The sequence below is a fragment of the Proluteimonas luteida genome, assembly GCF_021191695.1.
In the GTDB taxonomy this organism is placed as follows: Bacteria; Pseudomonadota; Gammaproteobacteria; order Xanthomonadales; family Xanthomonadaceae; genus Luteimonas; species Luteimonas luteida.
The window spans coordinates 15,975-30,073 of the sequence record NZ_JAIWPT010000003.1 but is presented as its reverse complement, the minus strand read 5'-3'; the positions used below and the strand labels follow the sequence as shown (position 1 = coordinate 30,073).

Here is a 14,099-nt window from a genome sequence, read left to right as displayed (position 1 = left end):
CGGGAGCCCAGTGACTTCCGGCCCGAAGCCGGAGTGCAATCGACGCGATACCGCCACGGACGCGACGATTCCAAGGAGAACTCCATGTCCAAAGTCCTCGTCATCGCCGAACACCTCGACGGCACGCTGAATGCCAGCGCCACCGCCAAGACCGTCGCCGCCGCCCGGGCGCTGTCGCCCGAGTCGATCGACATCGCCGTGTTCGCCGCCGACCCGGCGGGCCCGGCGGCCGAAGCCGCCACCATTGCCGGCGTTTCCCGCGTCCTGGCGGTCGCCAATCCCGCCAACGCCCATGCGCTGGCGCAGGTGCTCGGCCCGCAGATCGCCCAGCTGGCCGACGGCTACACCCACGTCTTCGCCCCGTCCACGACCTTCGGCAAGGACCTGCTGCCGGTCGTCGCCGCGCTGCTCGGCGTCAACCAGGTCTCCGACCTGATGACCGTCGAGGGCAGCCACGCGTTCAAGCGCCCGATCTACGCCGGCAACGCCATCATCACCGTCGAAGTTCCGGCCGACCGGACGGTGGTCGCCACCGTGCGCACCGCGTCCTGGCAGGAAGCCGCGCGCGGCGGCAATGCGACCGTCGAATCGACCAGCGTCGACGCCACGCTGCCGTCGCATACCCGTTTCGTCGGCCTCGCCGCCGGCAGCAGCGACCGTCCCGACCTGCAGAGCGCCAAGCGCGTGGTCTCGGGCGGCCGCGGCGTCGGTTCGGAGGAGAACTTCAAGATCGTCTACGACTTCGCCGACAAGCTCGGCGCCGCCGTCGGCGCCTCGCGCGCCGCGGTCGACGCCGGCTACGTCCCCAACGAGATGCAGGTCGGCCAGACCGGCAAGATCATCGCGCCCGAGCTGTACGTCGCGATCGGCATCTCCGGCGCGATCCAGCACCTGACCGGCATCAAGGACGCCGGCACGATCGTCGCGATCAACAAGGACGCCGAGGCACCGATCTTCGAGATCGCCGACATCGGGCTGGTGGGGGATCTGTTCAAGGTGTTGCCGGAGCTGGAAGCGGCGCTTTGAGTCGAGCGTCGCTCCGGCGTCGAAAGCCGGCCACATGAAACGCGTACTGCTCGTGTTCGGCACCCGACCCGAAGCCATCAAGATGGCCCCGGTGGTGGAGGCGCTGCGCGGCATGCCTGGCATCGAAGCAATGGTGGCCGTCACCGCCCAGCATAGGCAGATGCTTGACCAAGTCCTGGACCTGTTCGGCATCATGCCCGACGACGACCTGGACCTAATGCAGGCCGACCAGCGCCTGCCCGACCTGTTCGCGCGCATCCTTACCGGCATGACCGACATCCTGATCCGGCGCAAGCCGGATCTCGTGCTCGTCCACGGCGACACCAGCACCACACTTGCGGTGTCGCTGGCGGCGTTCTACGCCAAGATACCGGTCGGCCACGTCGAGGCCGGGCTGCGCACCGGCAACATGGACGCGCCGTGGCCCGAAGAAATGAACCGCCGCCTGACCGCGCCGCTCGCTTCGCTGCACTTCGCGCCGACCGCGCGCGCGCGCGACAATCTGCTGGCCGAAGGCATCGACGCCAAGCGCATCCACGTCACTGGCAACACCGTGATTGATGCGCTGCTGGAAATCACCGCACGGATTGAAACCGACCCCACCCTTCAGGTCCGGCTGAACGGTCGATTCACGTTCCTCGAACCCGGCAAGCGCCTGGTGCTGGTCACCGGCCATCGCCGCGAGAACTTCGGCGCCGGCATGGACAACATCTGCCGCGCCCTAGCCGACATCGCCAGCGCACGTGACGTGCAGGTAGTCTATCCCGTGCATCTGAATCCCAGCGTGCGCGAGCCGGCGCAGCGCCTGCTTGGCGGCCACGCCGGCGTCCATCTGCTGGAACCGATGGACTACTTGCCCTTCGTGCGACTGATGTCCCGCGCCTACCTGATCCTCACTGATTCGGGCGGCATTCAAGAGGAAGCACCCGCGCTGGGCAAGCCGGTACTGGTGATGCGGGACACCACGGAACGGCCCGAAGCCGTCGAAGCCGGCACCGTACGGCTGGTGGGGACGAGCCGGGAAAAGATCGTTGCAGAAACGCTGCAACTGCTCGACGATCCCGACGCTTATGCCGCCATGGCCCGCGCACACAACCCCTATGGGGACGGCAAGGCGGCGGAGCGCATCGCCGATGCGATTCACTCCTCCGGCTGGGCTGATACAATAAAAAACTAATTACTCGGCCGGATTTCTCCGCCATTCAGCGCTGGCCGCGTATGCATAATACGCATCAAACTCCTATCTTCATTCTCTACCGACATCGAACGGATCCAAATGAAATCCAGAATCCAGATCGCCGCGCTCATGCTGCTGGTGCTCGCGCTCGCTGGCTGCAGTCGCGAGCAAGCAACCGATACCGGTGCCGCACAGCCAGAAGCTCCGACTAATAGCGCCGCAGCGGACGACACCCGGAAGGTGGGGAGGCTTCCGCGCGGCACCGAACTGAACTTCCCTTACCACCTAGTCCAGGACCGCGTCAGGGAACACAACCCCGGCTCGTTCTATCGCCGCATTCGCGTCGAATACCTCGACATCGACGAGCAGCAGGCGATTGATGCCATCACGGCTGCTCTGGAAGAATCCGGCTGGGCGGCCGGCCAACCCCGACGGCTGGACAACGGCGACACCCGCATCAACTTCAAGCCCGAGAAAGGTCGCCCCGTAATGGTCAGAGTGCGCCCGGGCGCCGAAGACAAGCACCCATCCGCAAATGGTGTAATTGTGCTTGATTTCCCGATAAGTGCTGATGACGCTGAAGCGGAAGCCCCCCGGTAAGACAGGAGCGTCAAAGACACCCTGTACGCACCACCCAACCTGCCACGGACAGTCCAGCGATCGGTCCGAGTCCGCCACATATGTCCTACCGCGCAGGCCGTAGGTCAAGGGCTCAGACCCTAAGATTTTCCCACGTTTTTAAACCGTCAGCGTCGGAAGTATCACAGCCAATCTGAGGTCTTTCTCGCAAGTTCAAATAGCGACTATCGCGCCGAATCGGGACGCAACTTGCTCCCACATCCTGCACAGATTATCCGCCAACCCTTTTCTTGAGCGATGCCCGCATCCGCTTTTTCGCCTCTTCGAGCGATGGCTTTTCACTGGCGAAATACGCGATCAGTCTGCGGCTGGCCGCACCGCCATGCAGAGGTTCATCGACGATGAGACCGTAGTCCTCCTTTCGGCCGAACCAGGCACGCACCTTCTCGATATCGACTGGATCCTGAACGTGATAGGGAGTCGCATCTTCCGGCCATACGTAAGGGACAGAAACCAGTACCTTGTCGGAAATCTGCAACAGCTTCCGTGCGAAGGCACCAGCATCCTCCACATGTTCAAGAACCTGGAAGCAGGTGGCGAAGTCGTATTTCGATTCCGGTTGGAACTTGAAGAAATCCTGCTTCAGCGCCTTCACGTTCGCCGACGAATATGCCTTTCTCTTGTCCAGTGCGTGGCGAACCGGGATCCAGTTCCACTGTTCCAGATAAGCCGCGTCTGCACTGCCGACGTCGATCAGCGATCGCGCGTCTGCCGCAAGACCACGCACGATCATGTCGACATATCGGTAGTACATCATGTGCTTCCGGCGTTCGAAGTAGCTCTTTTTCATTACCGACACCAATCCGATCCAATGACAAAGGGTTTCAGCCCCTGGAGCCGCTACTACTGCTACTGTCCGGCACCTGCCCCCGGACTCCCGCATCACGTCAGGTCTTGTGGATGCGTCAGTTCCTGCCACGAACGGCCTTCAAATACGTCGGCCAAGAACTCATGCACCCTTCAGCGGATCGCTCCTGAATATCCAGATCGGGAGACCACACCAGGCAGAACCGCAGCATACTTCTCCGTGAGAAAGACCACACCGCCGGTGGCGAACTTGAAGCCGGGTCTCGAGCGCCGCAGTCCTACCGAAATTGCGGCGCAAACAAAGTACATGGATGCTTCCCGTGCGCCATTCCGCAAACTACTGCATGACCGCACGAAAGCCTTTGACACCGCCATCATCAATGAAAACGATTTGAACCGAATCGACAGACTCCAGAGACTCCACGGCGGCAAAACCGATATGCCAATATCGACAATGCCTGCTTTTCGGCCTTGGCTAGTGCGACGAAGCTTATCCGAGTCATTTAAATTCCCAGTTCCGCAACGTTTCAACAAGTCCCGCGGAAACAACTCCGCATCAAGCCAAACGACCGCCAGCGGGCGCGTTGCACGAACACCAAACGTAGCCTCGTAGCCCGGCACCATCCCCACCTTTCCGGACGTCGCTGCAGGGTGCAAGGCCGGAGAGGGGCATGACATAGCAACTCAATCATAACCCGAGCCCCAAGCCGATTGGCGACAACTGAACAATGAAAAAGTCGAAAGGGGAAGCAGACAGGACACCCGTCAAGACTGCGAGAACTGCTCGCTTAGAATCGCGTCCCGGTCGGCCAGCGCCGTCCGCTCGATGGCCCTGACAACGTTCTCGCTCCTCCGGCCCGCCCGCTGCAGGCCGAACGAGAGGTTCTGCTCGTGGTTCACCACATAGACCGCCGCGGGGAACGGAACCGAGTCCAGCGGGCGCCCCCATTCCTCAGCCACGATCGGCCAGTAGGCGTGGCTCTGGAAATGGTTGAAATAGAGTGCTCCCTCCATCTTCCCATTCCTCGGCAAGTCCTCCGGCTCGAAATAGATGACCGCCGAGCTTCCGCACACACGGTCGAATGACACCGACCAGACGCCCGGTACCGGCGCGATGCGCCCGCCCGCAAAGTCCTCTACATACCCCCGGTCGATGTTGTATCCGCGCCGGTTGTCGTCGGCAAGCACGTGGTGGACAAGATCGCGATGCACCAAGTCGTCCGCATCCAGCGGGAAGAAATACCCGCCCCCCAGGTTGCGCAACGCCGCGCCGATCAGGCGGCGCTTCCACATCTTGTCGTCCCGATATTGCGAAGAGCCCTTCGGCTTCGGGATGTCCGCAGTCATGAAGATCACCCGCGGATCGTCCAATGCCGGCAGATCCGGACGCTCGTGGCCGCAGATGACGACCCGGAAACGCGGATCGGACTGGTTGAGCAGCGAACGCAGGGTCCGCGCAAGGATGAACTGCGTCCTCGCCCAGCCTTCATCCGACTGTTTGCCGGCGAGCGAGATCCCGAACACGAACAAAGAGGCATCTTTATTGTCAACTAGTCCCGGATACTGCTGCCCCAGCGAAACTTCGCCCGAGTTGCCGGGGAGGTTGTCGTCGAGCGCGCCGTCGGGCGCCCAGAACCGGCGCCTCCCTGGACGGGCTTCGATGTACAGGTCATCGTCGCCTGTCAGCGAATGCCACTCGATCTTGCTGTAGTGATACGCCGAGCGCGTGGGCGAATACTGCTCATCGCCCATCGCGCCGGCGCCGGCGCGGGTCAGCGACTGGTCATGGTGCAGGCCGAGCGCGAGCACCTGCTTCATGTCGCGGACCGCCTCGCGCCCGAATACCCGCTTGATGCGTGCAATGTACTCCGAGTCCGCGCCGAACCTGACGCTGTCGAAGTAGCCGATCCGTTCCACGACTTCGCGCCGGAAGAATACGGAAGCGGGATTCGGGTGGATGAACTTCTTTCCCCACCTGCGGAACTGGACCTCGCCGACCTCGTCCATGCGCAGCCAGTACGACCGGGTCGCCATCAGGCCGGACGCGACCTGCATTTCCCTCACGTGCGATTCGATGCGCTGCGGATGCGCCCAGTCGTCGGAATCGTGGCAGGTCATGAACTCGCCCTTTGCCACCTCCATGGCCCTGTTCTTGGCACCGTAGGTGCCCAGGTTCGTCTCGTTCAGCAGCACGCGCACACGCGGATTGCGCTCCGCGATCTCCTGCAACATCTCGCGAGTGCCATCACTGCTGCAATCATCGACGATCAACAGCTCGATGTTTGCGTAAGTCTGGTCCAGCACCGATCTGACGGCGTAATCCAGAGTCGCCGAAGAGTTGTAGGTCGTCATGATCACCGAGACCAGCGGCCCGTCGGTGATCACGCGCGCACCTTCGGCGGATAAACGGCCGAACGCAAACTCCGTTTCCGACACGGGAACCGGGCCCGACAGCCCCTGCGCCTCGAAGAACCGGTTGAAACCGTCGCGGAATGCCGCAAAATCACCGTCCAGCTTCGACCTGAGCGCGTCGACCAGGATGAGTTCGCGATGGCCATCGTTGGCGATCGAAAGCGCCGACGCACCAGTGCCAAGCACGTTCAGCGCCAGATGCTTGTACAACAGCGCGCTCGCTCCCTTCGCACCAGTCCTTAGGTACCTTTCCAGATCGCGCAGCGCGAGTTCCGGATCATGAATCCAGGCAATCTCCGCACGCACGGGCAACAACCCCGTGATGCCATGGCCGATCTCGGCGTCCAGTAGTTCGCGGGCATCTGCATAACGTCCGACACGGGTGAGGTCGATGGCGGCGTTGGCGACAAAACGCTCATATGCGGCGCTGCCGTAGGCGGCCAACAATTGATCCCGTTTCCCGGCATACATCGCGAACACTGTGTCCAACGCCTTCACGCCGACCCCATACGCCGAGATCTTGCTGGTCATGAGGACCAACAGGAACGAATACAACAGGTACCCAGACTCGGTCGCCAGTTCCGTCTCGTACTGACGCATCAATCGGAACAGCTGCTGGTAATCGCTGACCTTCAGCTCCGCATCGATCCGCGCGCATTCCTTGGGCACGCGATTCGATCCCGGCTTTTTCTTTGTCTTGCTCGCAACCAACGCTTTCGCGTAATCGGCGGTCGTTCTTCCACCCGCTGACTGAATCAGTTGTGCCGACCCCAGCTCCGGAAACGCCACCGGCTTCTGCCGCCGGCCATACTTACCCTCTGTCTTGAAGCCGGCCCCTTGGCTAGCCTTACCATTCGCGCCAATCGCCCCCTCCGGTGATGTCTCGATGATGGGGCGTGCCGGGGGCGCGATAGGCAACTCGACCCGTCCGGTGAATGCCTTCTTCATCATGCGCACGAAGAAACGGTAAGGCTCCATCACCTTCCAGGTCCGGCTGTCCAACACATCACGGAGCCCGGCCTCCAGTTGTTGCGCATAACTGGACACGCGATCCAAATCCCTTCGTGCCAGTTCCTTGCGTGCCCGCTCCCTTGCACTTTGCAGCTTCTGTTCTTCGAGTTCCCGGGCTAAACCGGCACGCAACTCCTCCCCTCGCCTGATGGCGCTGCGCTCTGCGTCGGCAATCCACTCGCGAAGAGCGCCGGCAACATCCGCCACCCCGGATTTCACCGAAACAAATTCGCCCTGCATCCGGGCGAATGTTTCCTCGACGCGGCCCATCCCTTCCTTTATCGCGACGATTTCTTCCTGATCCTTGGTCTGGGTTTCTCCAATCCTCGCAACCCGTTTCCTGACCCAGCTGACCTTGTCCTTCACCTGACCCAAATCGTCGGCGATCTCCAGAAATCGTTTCCGCTCGTTCTCCGACGACTCCAGCAACTTGGCCGCCTGTTTCTTGTACTCGTCTGCTCGGGAGGCCTGCGATCTCAGATCCGTCTCCAGCGCCGCCTTGCGCTGCTCAAGTTGCGTCTTGCTCTCCGCCAACAGCTCATTCTCCTTGCGCAGCTGGTGGATTTCACGCGACAGCTTGTATGGATTCGCCGCAGCGAAGGCGGAACTCATGAAGGCGACGTTCACCCGCCGCAGCACTGGGTTGTCCTCGGCCCACTCATGAGTCTGCTCGTAGATCTTGAACGCGCGGTATCCATATTCATGCAACGCATCCTCAATCAACCGGAAGTAGGTCTGCTGTGTGGACTCGGGATTCATCCCGGCCTCGACATAGAGCACGTCGACCCGCTCCGATGCGAACAGTGACCCGGCGCCTTTGATAACGTCCAGCTCATGCCCCTCGACATCGATCTTCAACAACGAAATGCGCTGGATCCCCTGCTTCTGTGCAAATTCGTCCAAGGTCATGGTGCTGACCACGAAAGTACGTCCACCACCATCGCCCTCGGCATTGTCCTCGGTGGAAACGACCCGGGTCATGTCCTCGCTGTCCTGCATGACGACCTTCCCTGCGTGGGAACTGATCGCGAGGTTGTGGCAAGCGGCCTTGTGCATGCTTGCGACCCCGGCCACCGTCGCCTCCAATGTCCTGAAGGAATTCGGATTAGGCTCGATCAGGTACGCGTCCAGCAGCTTGATCTCCGACTTGGCCAGCGCCTCGTACACGTCGCCGACATAGGCGCCCACATCGACGTAGGTGATCGAGCGCGCCTGGAAGAACGGCGCGATGTCGCGGATAAATTGACTGGAAACGTGCTTTCCGGACTTGTTCTTCGCCGCGACCGACCGCTCTGCCACCTTCGCCACCTCGTTCATGACCATTCCTCATGATTTCCATTCAACGCTGCCGCGACCGCGCCCGTCTCGTGGGCGATCCATCCACACGTCAAAGCGATCCCCTGCCCGGTCATTGCCTCAGCCTCACCTATACGAAGGAAATGCCGGGAACATCGGCACCCTTGCCGACGACCATGGAACGCAGCCTGATCTCGTCATCGGAAACGCGCCACGTATGAGATCCCGGATCGCTACTCCGACAACGGACGAAGTTGAACCCATCCATCGCCAGCACGTCCAGCCCCGCCCGGTAGCAACGCCGAACGAAACCGGAGTCCGAGCCGCCCCTGCGGTGCTCGGAGAAGGGAATCTTCTCGAGCACCTCGCGTTTCCCGCCCAAGGTTCCACCCGCAACCAGCGCGGCGTACGCATGCGCCGCGCCATGCACCAGGTTGGCATGCCGCGCCCACTCCGGATCATGGATCAGTTCGTCACCACTCTCCAGATAGTTGAACACCGGCGGCTTGCCGAACACCGAAAAGTTACCGAGCCGCTGATAAAGCATTACGTCGCTCAGATAGTCCGGTCCGTACAGGTCATCGTCGTCCATCTTGGTCCAGTACGGTGCATCGGTCTGGGAGATAGCGAAATTCAGGCAGGCACCGAGGCTGCAGCTGCGCCCCAGCCGGAAAAAACGGATCGCCTCGCCCTCACGAACCTGCGCGCGAAGTCCCTCGAGTTCGGCGACATCGTCGTGGACCACGACGATGAGTTCCTTGTGTGGATAGCGATCGTTGCGGAAGCGTTCGATGCACCCCGACAGCAGTTCGGGGCGCATGCTCACCAGCAGGCAGGCAATGCGTGGTTCAGGCGGCAGGAACTTCGCATCGACCGCCAGCGCATCGGCAATGAACTGCAATCGGTGGGCAATGGTATGGGCGGACATCAGTCCGCGCCAGACCAATTGCCGTCGGCGCGCGCGCGCAAGCGGGTCGGCCAGCGCCGCCAGCAGTGCCGCGACTGCGCCGGTTTCACCGACACCTGGCAGGCGGAGTTCCGGCAGCGGCGGCTCTGCCCCGTCCAGCCGGACGACAAGGCTGCCTGCTGCGGCCGAACGCACCATCCGCAGCGCGCTGCGCCAAGCTCCGGCCAATGGATCGGCAGCGAACACCTCGGCACCCTGCAGACGGCTCATCACCAGCTTCTCCTGCTGGTCTAGGCAACCGATCGCGTATGGCTCGAATTCGGGATTGTCGGCAAGCCGCACCCGGCCGAAATCCCATTCACTTTCGGCAATCAGCAAGCCATGCGGCTGCAGTTCGCGCAACTGCTGCAGTTCGGCTAGGTGGCCTTGCAGATCCCACCAGCCATCGAACAGGATGCTGTTCCCCAACGCGTCGGCCGCGTCCCTCAGCTGGTAGCTGCGCAACGGATTGTGCAGCGCCGGCTGTATCGCCGGAGGCAGGTAATCCACGCGCGTATCGGGGTAGTCTCGGCGCAAGCGCCGGGCAACCTCGCTGTCGGCGACGCAGACCAGATCCGCGTACGCCGCCAGCCAGGCGAATTGCTCATAGTTGCCAGGCGACTCGCGGAACCACAGCACCAGCGGCAAGGAGATCCGGCGGCAATGTTCAAGCAGTCGCAGGAACCGCTCGCTGCGTCCCCCGTCGCGCACGAGCGCATAGCGCCAGCCGCGCTCGCCGACGTGCCAGACGGTCTCGACCACGATGAAACGCAGCGCCCCAGGCATCAGGACGGAATCCCAGTCCTGTTCGTTGATCTCCACTACCCGAGCATCGAAGGACAGTTCAACGCGCAGTTCGTCGCCGCCAAGGAAACCGATCGCCGGCGCGTCACCGCGCCAGCCTAGGTAGCCGCCCGCCGCTGGTCTCGATCCAACATCATCAAGCGCCAGCCGCGCCGGCGCCGGCAGCAGCCCCTCGAGCCCCGGCGACAGATCCAGCAAACGGCAAGTGGCGTTGGCGCCATCGATCGAGCCCAATTGTGGCAGCAGCAACGAATCCGGAAGCCTGCCGCGACCAGTTCCTGGCGTACTGACCACCACCGGCTCCACTGCTTGCTGCCAGTCTGGCGACGCCTGACGCCGTAACTTCGTTATCAGCCAACGTATTGGCGCGGTCAATCGCCACGAGCGGCTGTGCAGCAATTCTTCGCGCAGGCGTTGCTGCTCGGCGTTCTGCTGCCGAAGCCGCAACACTTCGCCCTGCAAGCACTGCAGCTCGCGGTAAGCATCCAATGGCCGCGCCTGTCCCTCCTCCGGTTTTTCCATCTGATCGGCTTCCATCAGGCTCGGCCTGCCGTGTTGAGCGGCGCAATTCCGGTCGCAATGTCGGCGAAACGCTGCGCCAAGCGACTCCATCCGAACTCGGCGACCGTACCGCGTCCGAACTCCACTTCGGGAAATCCACCATCGCCACGCTTGCTTTCGCACAGGCGGCGCAGCAGCCCGGCGATCGCCTCTGCATCGTTTCCACAGACCCAACCGCGACGCCGCTCCAGCACCAGTTCTGCGGCGACATCGCCCGCATTACCGTTGCCGATGTGCAGGATCGGTCGTCCCGACCCCAGATACTCGTAAACCTTGCCAGGCACTTGATACGAATTGTCGTTGGCGATGTTGACAAGCACATCGGCACGTCGCTGCAGCGCGAGCGCCGCGGTGTGCGGCAGGAAGCCGAGCAGGCGAACCTGTCCAGGGATCGACTCCAGCATCGACTCCAGCCAAGCGGGAATCACGATTGTGGCGACGTTTAGCCGTACCTGCGGCACCTTGGCGACCGCCTCGATTAGTGATTCCGGGCGGCGGAAGCGGTAGAACGAACCGGTATAGAGAAGCTCCAAGCGCTCGACATCGAAGAAGTCAGCCGGCGGCGGCTCCGATGCCACTGCGTCGCTGTCGTCGAAGCCTTGAGGCAGGACCTCGATAACACCTCGCACGAAAGGAGCATGCCGCTGCAGCAGGAGTTCGCGCGTACCAATGCTGGTGACCGTGACCCCATCGGCGTTCGCCAGCACCTGCCGTTCGAGTTTGCGAGAACGGCTGCGCCAGCGCCGCGGCGTGTAGTCGGCCAGCACCGGATCGCCCAGGTCGGCGATCCACGGAAGGCCGAATCGCCGCTTCAGCAGCAGGCCCAATTCCAGCGTAGTCGCCGGCTCGTGTGAGGTGACGACCAAGTCCGGGCGGATTTCCTCGACCAGACTCGACAAGGCCCGGCACGCCGAACGGAACCAAGCGCCGCGCGCGTCCGGGAACAAGGGCCACAATGCGAACATCCGGGATAGCGCGACGATCACAGTCCCCGCAATGCGTCCCTTCCAGTTCAAGCGGACCGCTGGCAAGGCGAGCGCCGCCATCATCGGTTCGGCGGCTACCGGGCCGGCCAATAACACGTTCTCCGCCAACATCATGGATTCGGGACCTGCCTGCTTGGCCGCCTGCCGCCGAGCAAGCATCCCGACCAAGGCCGAAATCGGGCCACCGGGAGTGCGATGCACCGTCGCTTTGGTCGGCAGGGCCGACAGGCCGGACGTCTGCATCGGCAGGTCGACGGTTAGGACATGGACCTGATAACCGAGGCGGGCGAGTTCGCGAGTCAGATATAGCCAGCGCAGCGACTGCGGCGAGGGACTCGGCGGAAACTCGTAGGCGATCAGCAGTATGCGCATGCCCGCTTCAGACCTTTCGGGACGACTTGGGCGGGGTCCCGTCCGTTGCCGCTCGATCTGCCGCATGGGTCTCGGTCACGTCGGCCTTCGCCCGAGCGGTTTTCGTCTTTTCCTGACCTCTTCCCGCCGAAACGCCTTTCTTCTTCGACTTCAGTGCGAGCGCCTCGCCCGCCGCCGTCTTGGCAGGTTTCGATACGGCATCGATCGCGGGATCCGCCTCTGCACGCACCTTCGCCGCTTTCCAAGCGCGCGCGCGTTCTTCCAGCGATGCTTCCCACGCCTGCGTCTTGGCTTCCTTCCAGGCCCGCGCGCGCTCTGGCAGCGATGCTTCCCACGCCTGCATCTTGGCTTCTTTCCAGGCCCGTGTGCGCTCCGGCAACGTTGCTTCCCATGCCTTCATTCTGGCCGCAGTCCGTGCCTTCGCCTCGGCGTCCAGCCGAGCTTTCGCCATGCGCCGCGCCTTCTGCTTCGCCGCGGCAGACTCAGCCGATTTTGCCACCGGATACAGGCGCCGGTATTCGGCCAGGGTTTCCGACACGCCGCCGTCGTAAACGACCTTGCCCTGGTCCAGCAGGATGCCGCGGTTGCACAATGAGCGCAGCAGCGAATCGTTATGGCTGGCGAGAACGACGATCTTGCTGCCGTCCACCCGATCCAGCAGCCGTTGCTTTGCCCGGCGCAGGAATTGCGCATCGCCGGCCCCAAACCATTCGTCGAGCAGCAGGATGTCAGTATGGAAGGCCGTGGAAATAGCGAATCCCAGGCGCATGCGCTGACCGCTGGACAGGGTCATCAGGCGCCGGTTCGCGACTTCTCGCAATCCGGAGAAATCCAGCACCGGCTCGACCAGTTGCTGGATGTCCATGGAGCGCACTCCCATCGCGCTGGCACGCAGGAAGATGTTCTCTGTGATCGTGGCCTCAGCATTGAAACCCAAGGCCATGCTGAGCAGGGCTTGGCGCGAGCCGTGGATATCGATCGACCCGCTGGTCGGCTCGAAAGCGCCCGCCAGCACCCGCAACATCGTGCTCTTGCCGGCGCCGTTACGGCCGATCAGGGCGACCCGCTCGCCCTCTCGAATACTGAGGCTTACATCGTCCAGCAACGTAGCGAAGCGTCTCCTAGGCACCGCGGTCGCCGCCTTCATCAGGGTCGCCAACCACGACAGGGTCGTTCCCTCGGGCTGTGCATAGTAGGGCACCACAAGCGACAGGTTGCGGACGTCCATAGAAACCGAAGCCGCCGACATGTCAGATCCAGATGGGGACATAGCGCGAGAACCGTCGGCAAAGTGAAATGGCCATCAGCCAGCCACTCAGCGTGAGCACGCCGACATACGCCAGCGTGTACGTCGGCGGCATCCGCCCGAACAGCGGCTCGCGGACCAGTCCCAGCAAATGGTAGGCGGGATTGATCCTGACCACGATACCGCCCCAGCTGTCCACCGGGAAACGATCCCCTTCCCAAATGATCGGAGTGAACAGGAAACCGAGCATGAGGATCGTATTGAGCACCTCGTTGATGTCTGGATAGCGCGCGCCGAGGATGCTCAGGCTGTAGCCAAGCCAGAACAGGTTCAGCAGCACCAGAGGTATGGTGACGAACAGGGTCAGGATGGCGGGGGCGGGAACCGCGGGCGACCAAACCAGCACCGCCAGCATGCCGATCATCGAGAAACTGAAATACACCAGCGACTTGGCGATCGCCTTGAGCGTGTAATCGGTCAGACGCGTATTCCCATCAAGAATGAAGGACTTGTTGCCGCGCAGCGTGACCACGGTATCGTTGAGCACCATCACCATCAGCCGCCAGATGGCATAGCCCATGCCCAGATGTACCAAGTAGTAGCTTAGTTCGCGGCCGAAAATCCTGGCGTACAGCGGCCCTGTGATCGCCATGAACATGGTGACCGGTGCCAAAAGCCAAAGCAAACCCAAGCGCGTGCGCCGGTAGCGGGTGACGATGTCGAGCCAACTGGAATAGGCCCAGAACTCGGGCTTGCGCACGCTGTCGGAGAGTTGGGAAAAGAGCCTGATCGTCATCGCGCCCCCTGCTCTGCAGT

General features: G+C 62.4%; 8 protein-coding genes and 1 pseudogene. 3 read left to right on the top strand and 6 right to left on the bottom strand.

What is annotated here, in order from left to right; translation table 11 throughout:
- Positions 1 to 84: 84 nt before the first annotated feature.
- From LDO26_RS03655 to LDO26_RS03645, 3 genes are all read left to right on the top strand, one after another.
- On the top strand, positions 85 to 1,026 hold the full coding sequence (locus tag LDO26_RS03655; RefSeq protein WP_232129725.1) for an electron transfer flavoprotein subunit alpha/FixB family protein: 942 nt from the start codon (positions 85 to 87) through the stop codon (positions 1,024 to 1,026).
- A 34-nt stretch (positions 1,027 to 1,060) separates the two neighbouring features.
- Entirely contained in the window at positions 1,061 to 2,203 is a 1,143-nt protein-coding gene (gene wecB, locus LDO26_RS03650) for a non-hydrolyzing UDP-N-acetylglucosamine 2-epimerase (protein ID WP_232129724.1), read from the top strand.
- A 99-nt stretch (positions 2,204 to 2,302) separates the two neighbouring features.
- Positions 2,303 to 2,803: a hypothetical protein gene (locus tag LDO26_RS03645; protein WP_232129723.1), complete on the top strand. Its 501-nt coding sequence runs from the start codon at positions 2,303 to 2,305 to the stop codon at positions 2,801 to 2,803.
- 250 nt (positions 2,804 to 3,053) lie between these two features.
- On the opposite strand, the gene LDO26_RS03640 is transcribed toward LDO26_RS03645, so the two are convergent.
- The 6 genes and pseudogenes from LDO26_RS03640 to LDO26_RS03615 form a co-directional block, all read right to left on the bottom strand.
- The gene (locus tag LDO26_RS03640; protein ID WP_232129722.1) at positions 3,054 to 3,632 is read right to left on the bottom strand and encodes a methyltransferase domain-containing protein; all 579 of its coding nucleotides are present in this window, start codon (positions 3,630 to 3,632) and stop codon (positions 3,054 to 3,056) included.
- Between the two features lie 782 nt (positions 3,633 to 4,414).
- Positions 4,415 to 8,389, bottom strand: a complete 3,975-nt coding sequence (locus tag LDO26_RS03635) for an FkbM family methyltransferase (RefSeq protein ID WP_232129721.1) — start codon at positions 8,387 to 8,389, stop codon at positions 4,415 to 4,417.
- A 109-nt stretch (positions 8,390 to 8,498) separates the two neighbouring features.
- Positions 8,499 to 10,655, bottom strand: a complete 2,157-nt coding sequence (locus LDO26_RS03630) for a glycosyltransferase (RefSeq protein WP_232129720.1) — start codon at positions 10,653 to 10,655, stop codon at positions 8,499 to 8,501.
- Complete coding sequence (locus tag LDO26_RS03625) at positions 10,655 to 12,037, bottom strand: glycosyltransferase (RefSeq protein ID WP_232129719.1); 1,383 nt, start codon at positions 12,035 to 12,037, stop codon at positions 10,655 to 10,657. Before LDO26_RS03625 ends, LDO26_RS03630 begins: the two co-directional genes overlap by 1 nt.
- A gap of 7 nt (positions 12,038 to 12,044) precedes the next feature.
- A pseudogene (locus tag LDO26_RS03620) lies at positions 12,045 to 13,127 on the bottom strand (ABC transporter ATP-binding protein); the annotation flags it as partial.
- Between the two features lie 160 nt (positions 13,128 to 13,287).
- Positions 13,288 to 14,079, bottom strand: coding sequence for an ABC transporter permease (locus tag LDO26_RS03615; protein ID WP_232129717.1), 792 nt, complete (start codon positions 14,077 to 14,079; stop codon positions 13,288 to 13,290).
- Positions 14,080 to 14,099: the final 20 nt, after the last annotated feature.

Bases quoted from the DNA above. Each gene is read 5' to 3' on its own strand.
- LDO26_RS03655 (WP_232129725.1), top strand. From the start codon at position 85: ATGTCCAAAGTCCTCGTCATCGCCGAACACCTCGACGGCACGCTGAAT.
- wecB (WP_232129724.1), top strand. From the start codon at position 1,061: ATGAAACGCGTACTGCTCGTGTTCGGCACCCGACCCGAAGCCATCAAG.
- LDO26_RS03645 (WP_232129723.1), top strand. From the start codon at position 2,303: ATGAAATCCAGAATCCAGATCGCCGCGCTCATGCTGCTGGTGCTCGCG.
- LDO26_RS03640 (WP_232129722.1), bottom strand. From the start codon at position 3,632: ATGAAAAAGAGCTACTTCGAACGCCGGAAGCACATGATGTACTACCGA.
- LDO26_RS03635 (WP_232129721.1), bottom strand. From the start codon at position 8,389: ATGAACGAGGTGGCGAAGGTGGCAGAGCGGTCGGTCGCGGCGAAGAAC.
- LDO26_RS03630 (WP_232129720.1), bottom strand. From the start codon at position 10,655: ATGGAAGCCGATCAGATGGAAAAACCGGAGGAGGGACAGGCGCGGCCA.
- LDO26_RS03625 (WP_232129719.1), bottom strand. From the start codon at position 12,037: ATGCGCATACTGCTGATCGCCTACGAGTTTCCGCCGAGTCCCTCGCCG.
- LDO26_RS03615 (WP_232129717.1), bottom strand. From the start codon at position 14,079: ATGACGATCAGGCTCTTTTCCCAACTCTCCGACAGCGTGCGCAAGCCC.